We start from the raw sequence: 20,909 nt of genomic DNA, 5'->3' as shown, positions 1-20,909 counted from the left end.
GCCTGTAGGACGTTTCGCTAAATATTCGCGAGTAGTTCATCGGCGCAACAGACATTGCCCGTTGCTCAATGTCTGTCGCGCTCGTTATGCTGCTGAACCCTTTAATCAGATCCGAGCAGCGGCGCGATGCCGCCTGGGATGTCTTTGAAAACGGATCCGATGATGAATGCACCGCTGAAGGCGTTCGGCCCGATCAAGGCCGTGATTTTCGATATGGACGGTTTGTTGCTCGACACCGAAGGCATTTACACCGAGGTCACGTCGCTGATTGCCCAGCGCTACGGGCGCACCTTCGACTGGAGCGTCAAACAGAACATCATCGGTCGCGGTGCCAACGATCTGGCCAATTACGTGGTGCAGGCGCTGGATCTGCCGATCACCGCCGAAGAGTTCCTGGAGATCCGCGAGCCGTTGATGCGTGAGCGTTTCCCGAAAGCGCAGGCGATGCCGGGCGCTGAGGAGCTGATTCGGCACCTCAAGGCGCACAACATTCCGATCGCGGTGGGCACCAGTTCATCGCGTCAGTCGTTTGGTCAGAAAACCACGCTGCACCAAGAATGGTTTGCGCTGTTCGACTTCATTGTTACCGCCGACGATCCGGAAGTCGGCGCGGCGAAACCGGCGCCGGATATCTTTCTCACCGCAGCGCGACGTCTGGGCGTCGCGCCTGAGGATTGTCTGGTGTTCGAGGATTCGCCGTTTGGCGTGACCGCTGCGAAAGCCGCCGGCATGACCGCGATTGCTATTCCGGACGCCGCCATGGCTGATGAAAAATACGCACACGCGGACGGGATTCTTCGTACGTTGAAAGCCTTCACCCCGAGTGCTTGCGGTTTACCGGCGCTGGAATGGGCGTAAACGCTTGAGACAAAAAAACGCCGTCGCTCTGTGAAAAGAGCGGCGGCGTTTTTCGTTACGGCGACTTGGAAATATCAGGCGCCAAAACCACCGTCGATGGTCAGGCTGGCACCAGTGATGTAACCGGCTTCCGGTCATGCCAAGTAGGCGACGAAGCTGGCGATTTCTTCGGCTTTACCGTAGCGGCCGACGGCCATCAGCGGGATCAGGCTTTCGGCGAAGTCGCCGTGCGCGGGGTTCATGTCGGTGTCGACCGGGCCGGGTTGCACGTTGTTGACGGTGATGCCGCGTGGGCCGAGATCGCGGGCCAGGCCTTTGGTCAGGCCGACCAGCGCCGATTTGCTCATCGCATATACACCGCCGCCAGCGAAGGGCATGCGGTCGGCATTGGTGCTACCGATGTTGATGATGCGCGCACCTTCGCCCATGTGTTTGGCGGCTTCTTGCGAAGCGATGAACACGCTGCGAATGTTGATCGCCACGGTCTGGTCGAAGTCTTCCAGTTTGAAGTCTTCCAGCGGTGCGACCGCCAGCACACCGGCGTTGTTGACCAGAATATCGACGCGGCCAAACGCTTCGACAGTGGCGCTAACGGCGTGGCGGATGGCGGCGGCGTCGGCGCTGTCGGCCTTGATCGCCAAGGCTTTGCCACCGTTGGCGGTGATGCTGTTTTGCAACTCTTCGGCTTTGGCGATGGAGCTGACGTAAGTGAAGGCTACTGCAGCGCCTTCAGCGGCCAGACGTTTGACGATGGCAGCGCCGATACCGCGGGAACCGCCTTGAATCAGAGCGACTTTACCGCTGAGGTGTTGAGTGGTCATGTTCGATCTCCAGAGTGTTCAAGGCGGGAATGCCTTGCTATTGGTGGCGAGTATCGACTTGGTATCGACAACTGTGTAGACCATGATTGCTATAGTCTGTGTAAACCAGAAGTTTATAGTGGTGATCATGGAAACCTTCAGCAGCATCGAATGCTTCGTGCGCAGTGCCGAGGTTGGCAGCTTTGCCGAGGCTGCTCGGCGCTTGAGTCTGACCCCGGCGGCCGTTGGCAAAAGTGTTGCCAAACTTGAGGTGCGGCTCGGTGTGCGGCTGTTCCAGCGTAGTACACGCAGCCTGACGCTGACCGAGGCCGGGCAGCTGTTTTTGAATCAGGTCAGCGGCAGCCTGACCACCATTCAGAATGCCGTGGCCAATCTGTCCAGTGTCGAAGGGCTGCCGGCGGGAACGCTGAAAGTCAGCATGGGCGCCGCGTTTGGTTGTTTGCACATCGTGCCGATGCTCGGTGAGTTTTTGCAGCGATATCCAGCGATCAGTCCGGACTGGCATTTCGATAATCGCCAGGTTGATCTGATCGGGCAGGGCTTTGATGCAGCCATCGGTGGTGGCTTCGATCTGCCGCAAGGGGTGATCGCGCGCAAGTTGAGCCCGGCGCACCGGATTTTGGTGGCGTCTGCCGATTATCTACAGGCCAATCCCGAGATCACCGAGCCGGACGATCTCAGCCATCACGACGGGATTCTGATCCGTTCGCCGCAAACCGGACGCGTGCGTTCCTGGCAGTTGACCGGGCGCGATCCGCAGAACTGTCGGCCATTGATGCTCAAGGCGCGCATGACCCTGAGCGATTCCGAAGCCGCGTGCGCAACGGCGGCGCAAGGGTTGGGGATCGCGTTGGTGAGCATGCCGTTTGCGGTGGGGTATCTGGAGTCGGGAAGGTTGCAGCGGGTGTTGCCGGAGTGGTTTGTCGATGATGGCAATATTTCCATTTACTACGCCGAGCATAAGTTGTTGCCGGGGAAGACCCGGGCGTTTGTGGATTTTTTGATTGAGCAGTTTGCGGAGCGGGGGTTGGTGCGGCGGTTTAGTGCTATATGAGTAAGGCATCTGGCCGAGGTGCGGCCATCGCGAGCAGGCTCACTCCTACATTGGAATGCGCCCCCTGTAGGAGTGAGCTTGCTCGCGATGAACGATAACGCGGTCTACCGGGCAAACCGCCCCGGCCAGCCAATGATGTTCTTCGGCCGCGGCGTCGCATAAGTCCGCACCTTCGACGTCGACAACCCCAACCGCACCAGTGATTCCGCAATTGTCACCGCCGCCGTCACGCCATCCACCACCGGCACGCCGGTACGACGACGAATCTGCTCATCCAGCCCGGCCATTCCGCCGCAACCCAGGCAAATCACCTCGGCCTTATCCTGCGTCACCGCTAGTTCGGCCTGATGCACGATCGCTTCCAGCGCACGCTGCGGTTCGTGTTCCAGCTCCAGAACCGCCAAACCACTGGCCCGCACCGAAGCGCAACGATCCCACAGCCCCGACAATTTCAGCCGATCCTCGATCAGCGGGACGGTGCGATCCAGCGTCGTCACCACCGAATACGCGTGGCCCAAAAACATCGCAGTGCTCGCCGCCGCGTCGGTGATGTCCACCACCGGCACGTTAAGCAATTCCTGCAAACCTTCGCGACCATGTTCGCCGTAACCGGCCTGAATCACCGCGTCGAACGGCTGGTCGTAGGCCATCACCCGATCCATCACGGCAATCGCGGCGAGGTAGCTTTCGAAGTTGCCTTCAATCGAGTCGGCGCCGAAAAACGGCGTCAAGCCAACGATCTCGGTACCCGGTGACGCGACGGCCTGCGCCGAGCGGGCGATGGCTTGGGTGATGGACTCGGTGGTGTTGACGTTGACCACGAGAATACGCATGGGAAATCCTTATAGCGGGCAGTTCTGCGGCCCGACATCCGGGCCGCGAGGGAAATTAATGGCAGACGTTGTCGACCGCGATCGACTCGCCGCTGACGTCGGCGTAGTGCGCTTCGCGTTTGGCGATGATCAGGTAGAGCATTCCGGCGATGCCGGCACCGATCAGCCAGGAGAACGGCGAGACGCTGTGGAAGCCCGGCACCAGCGCCAGCACGATGGCGATCAGCGCCGCTGGAATGAACGCGGCAACGGCGCGCAGGTTGACGCCACGGCTGTAGTAATACGCGCCGTTCGGGTCTTCGCTGTAGAGCTGCGGCACGTTGATCCGGCCTTTGCGGATCAGCCAGTAGTCGACCATGATCACCCCGTACAACGGGCCGAGCAGGGCGCCGAGGCCGGACAGGAAATACACGATCACCAGCGGGCTGTTGTAGAGATTCCACGGCAGGATCAGCACGGCGATGGTCGCGCTGATCAGCCCGGCGCGGCGGAAGGTCAGGTACTTCGGCGCCAGGTTACTGAGCACGAAAGCCGGGGCGACGAAGTTGGCCATGATGTTCACCGCCACGGTGACGATCAGGAACGCCAGGCAACCCAGCACCAGAAAGAACGTGTTGGGAATCGAGGCGATGATTTCCGTTGGGCTTTCGATGATTCGGCCATTGATCTGAAATTGCGCGCCACACAGCAGGACGGTAATCGCAGCGAACACCAGAATATTCACCGGCAAACCCCAGAAGTTTCCTACCTTGATGGTCTTGCGGCATGGCGAAGAGCGGGCGAAGTCGCAGAAATTGAGGATCAACGTGCCGTAGATCGCCAGCCACAACGCGCCGCCGGCAAAAATGTTGCGCCACATCTCGCCACCGGTCAGCGGATCGCGGGTCGACCAGGCGATGGTCGCGTTGGCCTGGAAGTACATCCATGCGGCGAGGGCGGCGACGGTCAGCAAAATCACCGGGCCGGCGAACGCCTCGTAGCGACGCACCATTTCCATGCCGTAGGCGAGAATCGCCAGTTGCACGAACCAGATCGCCACGAACGATGCCCAGCCCAGCGTCGACAGACCGAGGATCGAGTTGTGGTCGTATTCGGCGAAACCGGGATGCACCGCCGTGAGCAGTACTCGTAGGACTACTGACGCCAGATACGTCTGAATCCCGAACCAGGCGATGGCGATAACCGCCCGGATCAATGCAGGAATTTGCGCACCGTGAATGCCGAAACTGATCCGGCTGATCACCGGAAACGGCATCCCGGTTTTCTGCCCCATGTAACCGGACAGGTTCATGAAGAAGTACACCAGCGCCGCGCCGATCCCTAGCGACAGCAAAATCTGCCAGCCACCCAGGCCCAACGCGTACAAGCCGATGGCGAAGGAATAGTTGGCGATGTTGTGCACGTCGTTCGTCCACAGGGCGAAGATGCTGTATTCGCCCCAGCGTCGACCTTCGGCCTTGGTCGGCGCGAGGTCGCTGTTATGCAGGCGGGGGCTAAGTTGTAACGGTTCGGCCAGACCGTCGTAGGACGACGGTTGATCGAGGGCAGAGGCGGGCAGATTCAGCGCGATGTTATTGGAGAGACTTGTACGCATTCCGGCAGGCTCCTGATGTTCAGCGCCGCGATGACTGTGCTTAAGCCGTCAGGCTCGACAAATCTTCGTCGTGGCAGTGAAACATCACTGGTTACGGGGCATCTGCAGCCTGTACGGGATAGGGCGCTTCAGGCTTGCGGATCGAAAGTGTGTTTATGTTTTGCAGTTTTGTATACAAAACATGTATGCACTAAAGCCAGATTTGTGCCAATTACTGATCTATGGGCAGCGTTGCTCATTTCGAAAAGTTATCGATGAGCGCTAAGTCACTGAAATGTGGTGATTAAAAATTGACCGTTTGAACAGGTATTTATTTTCGGCGGGGGATTTGGGCGGGGAGCAAAAGCGTGGGGATTTCGGAGGGGATGTAACCTTTCGGGGCGCGGAAACAAAAAGTGCACACACAAATGGCACCGATGGTGACAGTCGTGTGTACACATTTTTTTGAGGCCTGCACAAACCAATGTGGGAGCGGGCTTGCTCGCGAAGGGGCCGTATCAGTCGACCTATTAGTTGACTGGCACACCGCCTTCGCGAGCAAGCCCGCTCCCACAGGGGAATATCGCTGGATTCGGGAATCAGGCCTTGCTGATGATATTCCCCGCATGCAGCCCACACTCTTTCTGCGTCGCTTCTTCCCACCACCAGCGGCCTTCGCGCTCGTGCTGATTTGGCAGGACAGGGCGGGTGCACGGTTCGCAGCCGATGCTGATGAAACCGCGTTCATGGAGGCTGTTGTACGGCAGCTCGAGCATGCGGATGTAACCCCAGATCTCTTCGCTGGTCATCTGCGCCAACGGGTTGAACTTGTACAGGGTGCGTTCCGGCGTGGAGAACGCCGTGTCGATTTCCATCACTGCCACGGCACTGCGCGTGCCCGGGCTCTGGTCGCGACGCTGGCCGGTGGCCCAGGCTTTGACGTTAGACAGTTTGCGGCGCAGCGGTTCGATCTTGCGGATGCCGCAGCATTCGCCGTGGCCGTCCTTGTAGAAACTGAACAGGCCTTTTTCCTTCACGAACGGTTCCAGTTTCGTGTAGTCCGGCGACACCAGTTCGATGTCGATCTTGTAGTGCTCGCGCACTTGATCGATGAAGCGGTAGGTCTCCGGGTGCAGGCGGCCGGTGTCGAGGCTGAACACCTTGACGTTCTTGTTGAGCTTCCAGGCCATGTCCACCAGCACCACATCCTCGGCGCCGCTGAAAGATATCCACAGGTCATCGCCGAACTCGGCAAAGGCGAGTTTGATAATGTCTTGCGCGGATTTGTTGGCATAGGTCGTGGCGAGTTCCACGACGTCGAACGTTGCACTCATCAGGGCGGCTTCCTACAGGTCGGTGGCGCTGGGCGCTCTATATGGGGCCGATGGTAACAAAAAGCTGCGCGGCTCGGGGCGCGCTGTGCGTTGCGCGAGTGGAATTGAGTCGCTAGAGTTCGGCCTCGCTCGACTCAAATAATCAATACAAACGGGAGTGTCTTGTGGAAATTGCTTGCCTGGATCTTGAAGGGGTGTTGGTGCCGGAAATCTGGATCGCCTTCGCTGAAAAAACCGGAATCGAATCCCTCAAGGCCACCACCCGGGACATTCCCGATTACGACGTGCTGATGAAGCAGCGTCTGCGCATCCTCGACGAGCACGGCTTGAAGCTCTCCGACATTCAGGAAGTGATCGCTACGCTGAAGCCGCTGGACGGCGCGGTGGAGTTCGTCAACTGGCTGCGCGAGCGCTTTCAAGTGGTGATTCTGTCGGACACGTTTTATGAGTTCTCGCAGCCGCTGATGCGCCAGTTGGGCTTCCCGACGTTGCTGTGCCATCGTCTGATTACTGACGAAACCGGGCGGGTGACCAGCTATCAGTTGCGTCAGAAAGATCCGAAGCGCCAGTCGGTGCTGGCGTTCAAGAGCCTGTATTACCGGGTGATTGCGGCGGGGGATTCGTATAACGATACGACGATGCTGGGTGAGGCGGACGCGGGGATTTTGTTCCATGCGCCGGAGAATGTGATTCGCGAGTTTCCGCAGTTTCCGGCGGTGCATACCTTTGCTGAGTTGAAGCAGGAATTCCTTAAGGCTTCTAACAGAGAGTTGAGTTTGTAGTCGTCTGGAAGGGCGCCTTCGCGAGCAAGCCCGCTCCCACATTTGGAATGCATTCCAAGTGTGGGAGCGGGCTTGCTCGCGAAGCTTTTAAAGATTTTGCAGGGTTTCGAGGAGGATTCTGACTTTGGTGATCGACTCCTGATACTCAGCCTGCCAGTCCGAATCGGCAACAATTCCGCCACCGCCCCAGCAGCACACCTGCCCATCCTTGACCAACAGACTGCGAATCGCGATGGAGCTGTCCATCTCGCCGCGCACGTCCAGGTATAGCAACGAACCGCAATACAACCCGCGCCGGGTCGGCTCCAGCTCATCAATGATCTGCATCGCACGAATCTTCGGTGCGCCGGTGATTGAGCCGCCGGGGAAGCTGCCGGCGATCAAATCCAGTGCGTCGCGGTCGTCCGCCAGTTCGCCGGTGACGCTGCTGACCAAGTGATGCACGTTCGGATAGCTTTCCAGACTGAATAACTCCGGTACCCGCACCGAACCAATGCGGCAAGTGCGGCCGAGGTCGTTGCGCAGCAGGTCAACGATCATCAGGTTTTCCGCGCGATCCTTGGGGCTGGCCAGCAGTTCGGCGGCGTTGGCGGCATCTTCGGCTGGGGTCAGGCCTCGGGGGCGGGTGCCTTTGATTGGCCGGGTTTCCACTTGGCGCTGGCTGACTTTGACGAAGCGCTCGGGCGACAGGCTCAACACCGCGCCACCGTCAGGCAGGCTCTGGAAACCGGAGAACGGTGTCGGGCAGGCTTCGCGCAATGCGCAATAGGCCAGCCACGGATCGCCTTGGCACTCCGCGCGGAAGCGTTGAGCGAAGTTGACCTGATAGCAATCGCCGGCCTGGATGTAATGTTGAATGCGTTCGAAGGCCTGACGGTAATCGTCGGCCGAGAGGTCAGCGGCCATCGGGTTGTTGAGCTTGAACGGGGTTAAAGCACTAACGACTGGCTGCGTGAACAACAAAATCAGCCGCTGTTGCTCGCTGTCGATCACGGACGGGTGAAAGACCAATTGGCTGGTTGACGTCTGGTGATCGCTGATCAGCGCCCAGTCGTACAGGCCGAAACGTGCGTCAGGCAATTGCAGATCATCGCGGGCCTGGCTTGGCAGGTTTTCCAGATGCCGGCCGAAGTCGTAGCTGAGGTAACCGATCAAGCCGCCGGCGAATGGCAACTCGAAACCCGCCGGTAAATCCGCCTCGCCCAAGTGCTGCAAATTGTCGCGCAACCGCTGGAGGAAATGACTGCCGCTCTCGTCCGGCAATACGGCCAGTTGTTCCAGCGGCCAGGCGCTGAGCAGGTCATAACGACCGCGGTCGGCACTCGGCCGGCCGCTGTCGAGCAGCACGGCGCCGGGCGCGTGGCGGATGGCCGCGAAATAGTCGGCGGGATTGGCACGGTAGGGCAGCGGGTGTACGGAACAGGTCAACATGGGCGGGGCAGATCGGCCGTTGAGGCGGGGTGGGGATTGTAGTCCTCTGCGGGAATTGCTCCTAGAGGGGATGTCGGGGATTGGCGGATTGGCGGCAGGGTCAGGTCTTGTGTTGAAAGGAAATTCGCCTTCGCGAGCAAGCCCGCTCCCACAGGGAAATGCATTCCAAAGTGGGAGCGGGCTTGCTCGCGAAGGCAGCGACTCGGTTTCGGATCAACCTTCCACAGCAGGAATATGCCCAAACATTTCCTGAGTAAACGCCACTCGCTCTTCAGCCGTCTCGACCACCCCACGCGCCTTCAGCTCTTCCAGCCGCGCCTCAACCGCATGGGTACGCAACGTCAGCCCACAGTCGTTAGCGATCTGAATATTCAACCCGGGCCGCGCATTCAGCTCGAGAATCAGCGGGCCTTTCTCCTGATCCAGCACCATATCCACCCCGATATACCCCAGCCCGCACAGCTCATAACAGCCCGCCGCGAGTTTCATGAAGCCGTCCCAGTAGGGCAGTTGCACGCCGTCCACCGCGTTGGTGGTGTCGGGGTGTTTGGTGATGATGTTGTTCAGCCAGGTGCCGCGCAGGGTCAGACCAGTCGCCAGATCGACACCGACGCCAATCGCGCCCTGGTGCAGGTTGGCCTTGCCGCCGGATTGCCGGGTCGGCAAACGCAACATCGCCATCACCGGATAACCCATCAACACGATGATGCGAATATCCGGCACGCCTTCATAACTGATGCTTTTGAAGATCTGATCCGGGGTCACGCGGTATTCGATCAGCGCACGGTCGCGGTGGCCACCCAGCGAGTACAAACCGGTGAGAATGCTCGAGATATGATGCTCAAGCTCTTCGTGGTCAACAATCTTGCCCGAGACCGTGCGATAGCGGCCCTCGAAACGGTCGGCGACGACGATGATACCGTCACCGCCCGCGCCCTGAGCGGGCTTGATCACGAAATCGCTGCGCCCGCCGATGATCTCGCCGAGCTTGTCGATTTCCTTCTCGGTGGAAATCACGCCATACAATTCCGGCACGTGAATGCCGGCCTCGATTGCGCGTTCCTTGGTGATGATCTTGTCATCGACGATCGGGTACAGGCTGCGCTTGTTGTACTTGAGCACGTAGTCAGCGTTACGCCGATTGATGCCCATGATGCCGCGCGCTTCCAGCGCCTTCCAGGTCTTCCAGAAACCGAACATCAGGCGTCAGCCTTCTTCAGGAAAGCCTTGAAGCGCACCAGTTCGGTCAGGCGGTAGCCGCGATAACGACCCATCGCCAGCATGAAGCCGACCAGAATCAGCAGGATCGCCGGGAAGGTGAACACGAAGTAAACCAGCTCAGGCACGGTCATGATCAGGTGCGCCAGGGACGCCGCGAACAGCGTGCCGATCGCAACTTTCATCGCATGGCTGGCGCCGCGTTCTTCCCACGTAATCGACAGACGTTCGATGGTCATGGTCAGAATCACCATCGGGAACAGCGCCACCGACAGACCACGTTCCAGACCGAGTTTATGGCTGAACAGACTGATCGCCGCGATCAACACCACGACAAAGGTCAGCACCACCGACAGTCGCGGCAGCATTTGCAGCTTCAGGTGTTCCAGATAGGAACGTAATGACAGGCCCAGCGCCGTGATCACGGTAAACAGCAGAATGCCGAAGCCCAGTTGCGTCTCGCGGAAGGCGAGGGCGATCAGTACCGGGGTAAACGTGCCGAGGGTCTGCAGGCCGATCAGGTTGCGCAGGATCAGAATCACCAGCACGCCGATCGGGATCATCACCATGATCATGAAAGTCTGCTGGGTCTGCAGCGGCAAGCCGTACAGCGAGTATTCGAGGAAGTTGGCGTCGGTGTTTTCGTCGGTCAGCTTGGCCAGACGAATCGCGTTCATCTCGCTGTTGTTCAGGCTGAAGGTCACATTGGCTTTCTTGCCGCCGTCGACGGTGATCAGGTTTTCATCGCCGGTTCACCACAGCAGGCGGTCGGTCGGCAGGCCTTGCTCGCCGGTTTCCGGGTTGAAATACAGCCAATCGTTGCCGTTGAAGCTGCGCAGCCACAGTTCGGGCATTTGCGGTTGATCAGCGACGAGGCGGATCGTGTGGACTTTTTCCACCGGTACGTGGGCGATGGACAGCAGCAGTTCGACGATTTTGGCTTTGTGCGCAGTCGACGGATCGCCGGCCAGCAGCAGTTTCACGTTGTCGTCGTTGAGGTTGTTGACGCGTTTGATCGCTTCGCCGATGAAGGTTTCAACATCGGCCGAGTGTTGGCGGATCGGCGCGAGCAGGGCCTCGGCAGCGATTTTTTCCGGGCCTTCGATGGCGATGCTGTCGCGGAAGGTCGGGCCTTTGACCTTGGATTTTTCCGCGGTGTAACGCTTGGTCAGCACCAAACGGTAATAAAGAGTCTGGTTGCCCTTGGCGCGACGTGCCGACCAGGTGACCTTGCGGTTACCGTCGACACGGTTCACGGCGACGCCGTAGTTATTGGAAATAAAACTTTCATTGAGGCTGACGTAATCGCGGCTCAGCGGCGGCACGAACATCTGGATCTTTACCGGATCCTTGGTGCTGGCGACGAACTCGACTTTGGCGTCGATGTTCCACAAGTCGTCGGTCGCATCTTCGGTCACCGGGATGCCGAGCACGAAAATCTGATAGGCCGTAACCGAAACGCCCAGTAACACCAAAATGGTGATCAGGATTTTCAGGTGGAAGGTTAGAGAACGCATGGAAATTACTCGGCGGTATGAGCGGCGATGGTGCAGGCGGGTTTGCCGGCAGCGTATTTAAGACTGGGGTCGACCAGCGCGTCGAAGCGTTTCAACGCTTCGGAGCCGATCAAAAGCGGGTATTGGAACGCACTTCGGTCGGTCAGGTTCACTTCGATGCTGCGCATCGCCGTGCCCATGCAGATATCGAGCTCGATTACCGGACGGGCGGTGTACTTCTCGCCTTCTTCCGGGTCGTAGTCGCCGGCGCGGCGTTTGATTTTGCTGACGCGGGCCAGTGGCCGTTCGATCGGGTGCGAATGCGCCGCGTCGATCGCCAGGTAGAAACGTACCCAGGACTCACCGTTGCGTTTAAAGCGTTTGATGTCGCGGGCACTCAGCGAGGCGGTTTTCGCGCCGGTGTCGAGTTTGGCCGCGACTTCGAGATTGATGCCGTCAAGCGAAGCGTATTCGTTGAGGCCGTACACGGTTTTTTCCCCCGCGGCGGCGAGGCCGGGCAGGCAAAACAGGGCAAAGAATGTGGGAAAAGGCTTGAGTCTCATAAATCCTGGTGCGCAGCGTTCCGTGGTCGGTTCAGGTGCCTGGCAAGACTTGCGCAAGCGCCTGCGTGTGCCTGGCAGCTTTTTATGACAAGCCGTACAAATGGCCAGCAAATGCGGGCGGCATTCTAGCACGGTGGTTTTATGGCGCCAGCGCTGGGGGCGGTCTATACAAGATCCAAAGATCGCAGCCTGCGGCAGCTCCTACACTGATCCCTGTAGGAGCTGCCGAAGGCTGCGATCTTTTAAGGTTATTAGACGATTGTCGACAATACCCATTTATCCTTTGACTGATTCGGCTGAATTAGCTAGTTTTTGCCGCATTGGATTTAAAGGTGTCGACAATCATGCTGGATCAACTCGATCCCCCGGTCATCAACGGTGACGATTCCGAGACGCTCTCGGAAAACGTCTTCCGGCGTATTCAGGCGGCCATCGTCAAAGGCGAGATCGCCCCGGGCAGCAAAATCTCCGAGCCGGAACTGGCGCGCACGTACGGCATCAGCCGTGAACCGTTACGTGAGGCGATTCACCGTCTCGAAGGCCAGCGCCTGTTGGTGCGCGTCCCGCATGTCGGCGCGCGCGTGGTCTCGCTCAATCATGCCGAGCTGATCGAACTCTACGAAATCCGCGAATCCCTCGAAGGCATGGCCTGCCGTCTGGCGGCCGAACGCATGAGCGTCGAAGAAATCGACGAACTGCGCCGGGTGCTGGAAACCCACGAGCGCGACGCCGCGTTTCAGGCCGGCGTCGGCTACTACCAGCAGGAAGGCGATTTCGACTTTCACTACCGGATCATCCAGGGCAGCGGCAACCGCACGCTGACTCAAATGCTCTGCGGCGAGCTGTATCAACTGGTGCGCATGTACCGCATCCAGTTTTCCACGACGCCGAACCGCCCACGCCAGGCCTTTGCCGAACACCACCGGATTCTCGATGCCATCGCCGACCGTGACGGCGAGCTCGCGGAATTGTTGATGCGCCGCCACATCGGCGCCTCGAAACGCAACATCGCCCGTCATTACCAGGACGGCGCCCACAATAAGACAGCCACTGAACGAGGTGAGTCATGAGTTCCAAGCACAGCACTCCAGGCCAGCGTTTCCGCGATGCGGTCGCCAGCGAGCATCCATTGCAAGTGGTCGGCGCGATCAACGCCAACCACGCGCTGCTGGCCAAGCGCGCCGGTTTCAAAGCGATCTACCTGTCCGGTGGCGGGGTGGCCGCAGGCTCGCTCGGCGTGCCGGATCTGGGCATCACCGGTCTGGATGACGTGCTGACCGACGTGCGCCGCATCACCGACGTTTGCGATCTGCCGCTGTTGGTCGATGTCGACACCGGTTTCGGCTCGTCGGCGTTCAACGTCGCGCGCACGGTGAAGTCGATGATCAAGTTCGGCGCGGCGGCGATTCATATCGAAGATCAGGTGGGCGCTAAGCGCTGTGGCCACCGTCCGAATAAAGAGATCGTCAGCCAGCAGGAAATGGTCGACCGCATCAAAGCCGCCGTCGATGCCCGTACCGATGACAGCTTTGTGATCATGGCGCGTACCGATGCGCTGGCGGTGGAAGGTCTGGAATCGGCACTCGATCGCGCCGCCGCGTGCATCGAGGCTGGCGCTGACATGATCTTCCCGGAAGCCATCACTGAACTGGAGATGTACAAGCTGTTCGCCAACCGTGTGAAAGCGCCGATCCTGGCCAACATCACCGAGTTCGGCTCGACGCCGCTGTACACCACCGAGCAACTGGCCGGCGCCGATGTGTCGTTGGTGCTGTATCCGCTGTCGGCGTTCCGCGCGATGAACAAGGCTGCGGAAAACGTCTACACCGCGATCCGCCGCGATGGCACGCAGCAGAATGTCATCGACACCATGCAGACTCGCATGGAGCTTTACGATCGTATTGATTACCACACGTTCGAGCAGAAGCTCGATGCGTTGTTTGCTGCGAAAAAATGAAGATCAAAAGATCGCAGCCTGCGGCAGCTCCTACATAGATCCCTGTAGGAGCTGACGAGTGCAACGAGGCTGCGATCTTTTCGCCACACTCCCTAACAAATTCAAGATTGGAGATAGAAATGGCCGAAGCAAAAGTACTCAGTGGCGCCGGGCTCCGTGGCCAGGTTGCCGGGCAAACCGCACTGTCCACCGTGGGCCAGGCCGGTGCCGGGCTGACCTATCGCGGTTACGACGTGCGCGAACTGGCAGCCGATGCGCAATTTGAAGAAGTCGCCTACCTGCTGCTCTACGGCGAGCTGCCGACCCAGGCGCAACTCGACGAATACCAAGGCAAGCTGAGCAAGCTGCGCGACCTGCCGCAAGCGCTGAAGGAAGTGCTCGAACGCATCCCCGCCGACGCCCACCCGATGGACGTGATGCGCACCGGTTGCTCGTTCCTCGGCAATATCGAGCCGGAGAAAGATTTCTCCGAGCAGCGCGACAAGACCGACCGTTTGCTCGCCGCATTCCCGGCGATCATGTGCTACTGGTATCGCTTCAGCCACGACGGCAAGCGCATCAACTGCGTGAGCAGCGAGCCAACCATCGGCGGCCACTTCCTGCACCTGCTGCACGACAAAAAGCCGAGCGAACTGCACGTCAAAGTCATGAACGTCTCGCTGATCCTTTACGCCGAGCACGAATTCAACGCCTCGACCTTCACCGCCCGCGTTTGCGCCTCGACGCTGTCCGATCTGTATTCCTGCGTGACCGCCGCCATCGGTTCGCTGCGCGGCCCGTTGCACGGTGGCGCCAACGAAGCGGCGATGGAAATGATCGAGCGCTTCTCGTCGCCGGAAGACGCGATCAAAGGCACCCTCGGCATGCTCGAACGCAAAGACAAGATCATGGGCTTCGGCCATGCGATCTATAAGGACAGCGACCCGCGCAACGAAGTGATCAAAGGCTGGGCGAAACAGCTGGCTGATGAAGTCGGTGACAAGGTGTTGTTCCCGGTTTCCGAAGCGATCGACAAGACCATGTGGGAACAGAAAAAACTCTTCCCGAACGCCGATTTCTACCATGCCTCGGCGTACCACTTCATGGGCATTCCGACCAAGCTGTTCACGCCAATCTTCGTCTGCTCGCGCCTGACCGGCTGGGCTGCGCACGTCTTCGAACAACGCGCCAACAACCGCATCATCCGCCCAAGCGCCGAGTACATCGGCGTCGAACAGCGCAAGTTCGTGCCAATCGAACGTCGCTGAATGGTGACGCTGCCACACAGGTAACTGGATAAACCGGAAACCCATGTGGGAGCGGGCTTGCTCGCGAAAGCGGTGTATCAGTCGACACATTCGTTGAGTGACATTCCGCATTCGGGAGCAAGCCCCCTCCCACAGTTGACCGAGTTGAATTCATTGCCGGTGTCGCGCCCACCCTTTGCAACCACCGTGACCCGAGTCCTGACCCGATGAACACAGAATTCCGCAAAACCCTGCCCGGCAGCCCTTTGGATTATTTCGACGCCCGCGCGGCGGTCGAAGCGATTCAGCCCGGCAGTTACGACACCCTGCCGTACACCTCCCGCGTGCTGGCGGAAAACCTGGTGCGTCGCTGCGACCCGGCCACGCTCACCGATTCCCTCAAGCAACTGATCGAACGCAAACGCGACCTCGACTTCCCGTGGTTTCCGGCGCGTGTGGTCTGCCACGACATTCTCGGCCAGACCGCGCTGGTCGACCTCGCTGGTCTGCGCGACGCGATCGCGTTGCAAGGTGGCGACCCGGCGCAGGTCAATCCGGTGGTGCCGACGCAACTGATTGTCGACCACTCGCTGGCCGTCGAGGCCGGTGGTTTCGATGCCCAGGCGTTCGAGAAAAACCGCGCCATCGAAGACCGTCGTAACGAAGACCGTTTCCACTTCATCAACTGGACGAAAAAGGCTTTCAAGAACGTTGATGTGATCCCGCCGGGCAACGGCATCATGCACCAGATCAACCTGGAGAAAATGTCTCCGGTGATCCAGGTGCGTGAAGGCGTGGCGTTCCCCGACACTTGCGTTGGCACCGACAGCCACACGCCGCACGTTGATGCGTTGGGCGTGATCGCCATCGGCGTTGGCGGGCTAGAAGCCGAGAGCGTGATGCTCGGCCGCGCCTCGTGGATGCGTCTGCCGGAAAGCGTCGGTGTTGAACTGACCGGCAAGCTGCAACCGGGCATCACCGCCACCGACATGGTGCTGGCGCTGACCGAATACCTGCGCAAACAGAAAGTCGTCGGCGCGTGGCTGGAGTTCTTCGGCGAAGGCGCCGCTGCGCTGACCCTCGGCGACCGTGCAACCATCTCCAACATGGCCCCGGAATACGGCGCCACGGCAGCGATGTTTTACATCGATCAGCAGACCATCGATTACCTGAAACTCACCGGCCGCGAAGACCAGCAAGTGCAGCTCGTCGAGCAATACGCCAAGCTGACCGGCCTGTGGGCAGACAGCCTGAAAGGCGCGCAATACGAGCGCGGTTTGACTTTCGATCTGTCTTCGGTGGTGCGCAACATGGCCGGCCCGAGCAACCCGCACGCTCGCGTCGCGACCTCGGATCTGGCGGCCAAAGGCATCTCCGGTCAGTGGGAAGAAGTGCCCGGGCAAATGCCTGACGGCGCGGTGATCATCGCCGCCATCACCAGCTGCACCAACACCAGCAACCCGCGCAACGTCATCGCTGCGGGTCTGCTCGCGCGCAACGCCAACAAGCTCGGCCTGACCCGCAAACCGTGGGTGAAATCTTCGCTGGCCCCGGGTTCGAAAACCGTTGCGCTGTATCTCGACGAAGCAGGGCTGACCACTGAACTGGAGCAGCTCGGTTTCGGCGTCGTCGCCTTCGCCTGCACCACGTGCAATGGCATGTCCGGCGCGCTCGATCCAGTGATCCAGCAAGAGATCATCGACCGCGATCTGTATGCGACTGCGGTGCTCTCGGGCAACCGCAACTTCGACGGCCGCATCCACCCGTACGCCAAGCAAGCGTTCCTCGCGTCGCCGCCGCTGGTGGTGGCTTACGCCATCGCCGGCACCATCCGTTTCGACATCGAAAAAGATGTGTTGGGCGTGGTCGACGGCAAGGAAATCCGCCTGAAAGACATCTGGCCAAGCGACGAAGAAATCGACGCCGTGGTGAAGTCTTCGGTCAAGCCTGAGCAATTCCGTCAGGTCTATATTCCGATGTTCGCCGTCCACGAAGACACCGGCCCGAAAGTCACGCCGCTGTACGACTGGCGCGAGATGAGTACCTACATTCGCCGTCCGCCGTACTGGGAAGGCGCGCTGGCCGGCGCGCGTCCGCTGAAGGGCATGCGCCCGCTGGCGGTGCTGCCCGACAACATCACCACCGATCACCTGTCGCCATCGAACGCGATCATGCTCGACAGCGCCGCTGGCGAATACCTGGCGAAAATGGGCCTGCCGGAAGAGGACTTCAACTCCTACGCAACGCACCGTGGCGACCACTTGACCGCACAGCGCGCGACCTTCGCCAACCCGAAACTGTTCAACGAAATGGTCGTGGAAAATGGCAAGGTCAAACAGGGTTCGCTGGCGCGTGTCGAGCCGGAAGGCAAGGTCATGCGCATGTGGGAAGCCATCGAAACTTACATGGAGCGCAAACAGCCACTGATCATCATCGCCGGCGCCGATTACGGTCAGGGTTCGTCCCGCGACTGGGCGGCGAAAGGCGTGCGTCTGGCCGGTGTCGAGGCGATTGCCGCTGAAGGTTTCGAACGCATTCACCGCACTAACCTGGTGGGCATGGGCGTGCTGCCGCTGGAGTTCAAAGCAGGCACCGACCGTCACACCTTGGCCATCGACGGCAGCGAAACCTACGACGTGATCGGCGAGCGCAAACCGCGTGCGGATCTGACGCTGGTGATCCATCGCAAGAACGGCGAGCGCGTTGATGTGCCGGTGACTTGCCGTCTGGATACCGCTGAAGAAGTGTCGATCTACGAGGCCGGCGGCGTGTTGCAACGCTTCGCTCAGGACTTCCTTGAAGAGTCGGCGGTTGCCGTTTAAATCTACTGATGCAGGCGTGAGATCTCGGTCTCACGCCTGTGGATAAGGAGCACCATGGCTCACGCACCACAAATAAAGATCCCCGCCACCTACATGCGCGGCGGCACCAGCAAAGGCGTGTTTTTCAGCCTCAAGGATTTGCCCGAAGCGGCGCAGATTCCCGGGCCCGTTCGCGACGCTCTGCTGCTGCGCGTGATCGGCAGCCCCGACCCGTACGACAAGCAAATCGACGGCATGGGCGGCGCCACTTCGAGCACCAGCAAAACCGTGATCCTGTCGAAAAGCCTCAAGGCTGATCACGACGTCGATTACCTGTTCGGTCAGGTCTCCATCGACAAGCCATTCGTCGACTGGAGCGGCAACTGCGGCAACCTTTCGGCAGCGGTCGGCTCGTTCGCCATCAGCAATGGCTTGGTCGAGGCCAGCCGCATTCCGCACAACGGTGTTGCAGTGGTGCGCGTGTGGCAGGCCAACATCGGCAAAACCATTATTGCCCACGTGCCGATCACCAACGGCGAAGTGCAGGAAACCGGTGATTTCGAACTCGACGGCGTGACCTTTCCGGCCGCCGAAGTGCAAGTCGAATTCATGGATCCGGCGGCGGAAGAAGAGGGCGGCGGTGGCTCGATGTTCCCCACCGGCAACCTGATCGATGAGCTGGAAGTGCCGGGTGTCGGCACGTTCAAAGCGACGATGATCAACGCCGGCATCCCGACGATTTTCGTCAACGCCGAAGACATTGGCTACACCGGCACCGAGTTGCAAGGCGCGATCAACAGCGATCCGAAAGCATTGCAGATGTTCGAGACGATTCGTGCGTATGGCGCGCTGCGCATGGGCCTGATTGCCAATCTGGATGAAGCGGCGAAACGGCAACACACGCCGAAAGTCGCGTTTGTTGCCAAGCCTGCGGATTATGTGGCTTCCAGTGGTAAGGCGATTGGCGCTGGTGATGTCGATTTGCTGGTGCGCGCGTTGTCGATGGGCAAGTTGCACCACGCGATGATGGGCACGGCGGCAGTGGCGATTGGTACGGCGGCGGCTATTTCCGGCACCTTGGTGAACCTTGCGGCGGGCGGCGTTGAACGCAATGCCGTGCGCTTTGGGCATCCGTCCGGGACGTTGCGGGTTGGTGCTGAAGCCAGTCTGGAAAACGGCGAGTGGATCGTCAAAAAAGCCATCATGAGCCGCAGTGCTCGGGTGCTGATGGAAGGCTACGTGCGCATCCCGGGCGATTCCTTCTGACCCAACACCGGACGCCTCCCCCCGGCTTGCTTCACCTGTAGGAGCTGCCGAAGGCTGCGATCTTTTGATCTTTGTTTTTAAGGTCAAGATCAAGAGATCGCAGCCTTCGGCAGCTCCTACAGGGATTGCATTTCAACAATAAGAAATTGTTAGCCCTGAACCGAGGTCCCATCAACGAACCACTTCACGAGTGAATCGAACATGAGCGCCAACGTCGACCTGAACAACCGCCCCGACTACGACCGTGTCCTGCAGGACATCGCCGATTACGTCCTCACCTTCAAAGTCACCTCTGCCGAAGCCCTGGATACCGCCCGCAACTGCCTGATGGACACGTTAGGCTGCGGCCTGCTCGCACTGCGTTTTCCCGAATGCACCAAACACCTCGGCCCGATCGTCGAAGGCACCGTCGTGCCGTTTGGCGCACGGTGCCCCGGCACTTCCTATCGTCTCGACCCGGTCAAAGCCGCGTGGGACATCGGTTGCATCGTTCGCTGGCTCGACTACAACGACACCTGGCTCGCCGCCGAATGGGGGCATCCGTCGGACAACCTCGGCGCGATTCTCGCGGTGGCCGATCATCTCTCGCAAAGGCGCGTGGCCAATGCTGAAGCGCCGCTGACGATCCGCGATGTGCTCGAAGCGATGATCATGGCCCACGAGATTCAAGGCGTGATCGCCCTGGAAAACTCCTTCAACCGCGTAGGACTTGATCACGTCATTCTGGTGAAAGTCGCCTCCACCGCCGTCACCGCCAAACTGATGGGCGCCAATCGCGAACAACTGTTGTCGGCGTTGTCCCACGCTTTCGCCGACGGCCAAGCGCTGCGCACTTATCGTCATGCGCCAAACGCCGGCTCGCGAAAATCCTGGGCGGCGGGGGATGCGTCGAGTCGTGGCGTGCGCCTGGCCGACATCGCCATGCGCGGCGAGATGGGCATTCCCGGGGTGCTGACGGCAAAACAGTGGGGCTTTTATGACGTGCTGTTCAGCCACAGCAACAACGATCTGGCGCTGAAACCCGAAGACAAACGCGCTTTCAGTTTCTCGCGCGCGTTCGGCAGTTACGTGATGGAAAACGTCCTGTTCAAGATCAGCTTTCCTGCCGAATTCCACGCGCAAACGGCCTGCGAAGCGGCGGTGACCTTGCACCCGCAAGTGCGCAATCGTCTGCACGAAATCGACCGCATCGTCATCACCACTCACGAATCGGCGATCCGCATCATTTCCAAAGTCGGGCCGCTGGCCAATGCTGCTGACCGTGACCACTGCATCCAGTACATGACCGCCGTGCCACTGGCCTTCGGCAATCTGTTCGCCGAGCAATACGAAGACGATTTCCACAAGGCGCACCCGATCATCGATGTGCTGCGCGAGAAAATGGTCATCATCGAAGACCCGCGTTTCACCCGCGAATACCTGGAGCCCGACAAGCGCTCGATTGCCAACGCCGTGCAGGTGTTTTTCAAGGATGGCAGCAGCAGCGAAAACGTCGTCGTGGAATACCCGATCGGCCATCGTCGCCGCCGCGCTGAGGGCATTCCGTTGCTGGAGGACAAGTTCAAAGCCAATCTGGCCACGCGTTTTACCGGTCAGCGCGGCGGCGAGATCTTCGCACTGTGCAAGGATCAAACCCGACTCGAGTCCACCCCGGTAAACCGCTTCGTCGACCTGTTCGTGATCTGAAGGTACAAAC

At 59.7% G+C, this 20,909-nt stretch carries 16 protein-coding genes and 1 pseudogene; 9 read left to right on the top strand and 8 right to left on the bottom strand.

The window, feature by feature from the left end; all coding sequences use genetic code 11:
* Positions 1-162 precede the first annotated feature (162 nt).
* Positions 163-858, top strand: coding sequence for an HAD-IA family hydrolase (locus ACZZ0D_RS15240; RefSeq protein ID WP_463553693.1), 696 nt, complete (start codon positions 163-165; stop codon positions 856-858).
* Between the two features lie 134 nt (positions 859-992).
* Here ACZZ0D_RS15240 and ACZZ0D_RS15235 read toward each other — a convergent pair whose 3' ends face one another.
* Positions 993-1,679, bottom strand: coding sequence for a 3-oxoacyl-ACP reductase family protein (locus tag ACZZ0D_RS15235; protein ID WP_463553692.1), 687 nt, complete (start codon positions 1,677-1,679; stop codon positions 993-995).
* 127 nt (positions 1,680-1,806) lie between these two features.
* On the opposite strand from ACZZ0D_RS15235, the gene ACZZ0D_RS15230 reads away from it, so the two are divergent.
* A complete protein-coding gene (locus ACZZ0D_RS15230; RefSeq protein WP_463553691.1) occupies positions 1,807-2,733 on the top strand; it encodes a LysR family transcriptional regulator in 927 nt (308 codons plus the stop codon).
* A 104-nt stretch (positions 2,734-2,837) separates the two neighbouring features.
* On the opposite strand, the gene ACZZ0D_RS15225 is transcribed toward ACZZ0D_RS15230, so the two are convergent.
* The 3 genes from ACZZ0D_RS15225 to ACZZ0D_RS15215 form a co-directional block, all read right to left on the bottom strand.
* Positions 2,838-3,566 carry an aspartate/glutamate racemase family protein gene (locus ACZZ0D_RS15225; RefSeq protein ID WP_159815281.1) on the bottom strand — a complete coding sequence of 243 codons (729 nt, stop codon included), beginning with the start codon at positions 3,564-3,566 and terminating at the stop codon, positions 2,838-2,840.
* Between the two features lie 55 nt (positions 3,567-3,621).
* Positions 3,622-5,160 carry an NCS1 family nucleobase:cation symporter-1 gene (locus tag ACZZ0D_RS15220; RefSeq protein ID WP_463553690.1) on the bottom strand — a complete coding sequence of 513 codons (1,539 nt, stop codon included), beginning with the start codon at positions 5,158-5,160 and terminating at the stop codon, positions 3,622-3,624.
* Between the two features lie 578 nt (positions 5,161-5,738).
* Positions 5,739-6,473: a phosphoadenylyl-sulfate reductase gene (locus tag ACZZ0D_RS15215; protein ID WP_463553689.1), complete on the bottom strand. Its 735-nt coding sequence runs from the start codon at positions 6,471-6,473 to the stop codon at positions 5,739-5,741.
* A gap of 164 nt (positions 6,474-6,637) precedes the next feature.
* On the opposite strand from ACZZ0D_RS15215, the gene thrH reads away from it, so the two are divergent.
* Positions 6,638-7,255, top strand: a complete 618-nt coding sequence (gene thrH, locus ACZZ0D_RS15210) for a bifunctional phosphoserine phosphatase/homoserine phosphotransferase ThrH (RefSeq protein ID WP_095047760.1) — start codon at positions 6,638-6,640, stop codon at positions 7,253-7,255.
* 87 nt (positions 7,256-7,342) lie between these two features.
* On the opposite strand, the gene pabB is transcribed toward thrH, so the two are convergent.
* From pabB to rloA, 4 genes and pseudogenes are all read right to left on the bottom strand, one after another.
* Complete coding sequence (gene pabB / locus ACZZ0D_RS15205) at positions 7,343-8,686, bottom strand: aminodeoxychorismate synthase component I (RefSeq protein WP_463553688.1); 1,344 nt, start codon at positions 8,684-8,686, stop codon at positions 7,343-7,345.
* Between the two features lie 213 nt (positions 8,687-8,899).
* Positions 8,900-9,886 carry an alpha-L-glutamate ligase-like protein gene (locus ACZZ0D_RS15200; protein WP_053116864.1) on the bottom strand — a complete coding sequence of 329 codons (987 nt, stop codon included), beginning with the start codon at positions 9,884-9,886 and terminating at the stop codon, positions 8,900-8,902.
* Positions 9,886-11,421 (bottom strand): annotated as a pseudogene (gene rloB, locus ACZZ0D_RS15195) (osmotic stress tolerance membrane protein RloB). Before rloB ends, ACZZ0D_RS15200 begins: the two are co-directional and overlap by 1 nt.
* 5 nt (positions 11,422-11,426) lie before the next feature.
* Positions 11,427-11,963, bottom strand: coding sequence for a retropepsin-like aspartic peptidase RloA (gene rloA, locus ACZZ0D_RS15190; protein ID WP_463553687.1), 537 nt, complete (start codon positions 11,961-11,963; stop codon positions 11,427-11,429).
* Between the two features lie 347 nt (positions 11,964-12,310).
* On the opposite strand from rloA, the gene ACZZ0D_RS15185 reads away from it, so the two are divergent.
* The 6 genes from ACZZ0D_RS15185 to prpD all read left to right on the top strand — a co-directional run bounded on the left by ACZZ0D_RS15185 (position 12,311) and on the right by prpD (position 20,899).
* The gene (locus tag ACZZ0D_RS15185; RefSeq protein ID WP_463554812.1) at positions 12,311-13,033 is read left to right on the top strand and encodes a GntR family transcriptional regulator; all 723 of its coding nucleotides are present in this window, start codon (positions 12,311-12,313) and stop codon (positions 13,031-13,033) included.
* Entirely contained in the window at positions 13,030-13,920 is an 891-nt protein-coding gene (gene prpB, locus ACZZ0D_RS15180; RefSeq protein ID WP_007916432.1) for a methylisocitrate lyase, read from the top strand. The genes ACZZ0D_RS15185 and prpB overlap by 4 nt, the downstream gene beginning before the upstream one ends.
* 119 nt (positions 13,921-14,039) lie before the next feature.
* Complete coding sequence (prpC, locus tag ACZZ0D_RS15175) at positions 14,040-15,167, top strand: bifunctional 2-methylcitrate synthase/citrate synthase (RefSeq protein ID WP_053116868.1); 1,128 nt, start codon at positions 14,040-14,042, stop codon at positions 15,165-15,167.
* A 206-nt stretch (positions 15,168-15,373) separates the two neighbouring features.
* Positions 15,374-17,968 carry a Fe/S-dependent 2-methylisocitrate dehydratase AcnD gene (acnD, locus tag ACZZ0D_RS15170; protein WP_463553686.1) on the top strand — a complete coding sequence of 865 codons (2,595 nt, stop codon included), beginning with the start codon at positions 15,374-15,376 and terminating at the stop codon, positions 17,966-17,968.
* Between the two features lie 54 nt (positions 17,969-18,022).
* The gene (prpF, locus tag ACZZ0D_RS15165) at positions 18,023-19,213 is read left to right on the top strand and encodes a 2-methylaconitate cis-trans isomerase PrpF (RefSeq protein ID WP_463553685.1); all 1,191 of its coding nucleotides are present in this window, start codon (positions 18,023-18,025) and stop codon (positions 19,211-19,213) included.
* Positions 19,214-19,414: 201 nt separating this feature from the next.
* Entirely contained in the window at positions 19,415-20,899 is a 1,485-nt protein-coding gene (prpD, locus tag ACZZ0D_RS15160) for a 2-methylcitrate dehydratase (protein WP_463553684.1), read from the top strand.
* Positions 20,900-20,909 lie beyond the last annotated feature (10 nt).

It is taken from the genome of Pseudomonas sp. AC193, assembly GCF_979258075.1.
The sequence above is the reverse complement of the archived record's forward strand: the minus strand, read 5'-3'. Positions and strand labels throughout refer to the sequence as shown.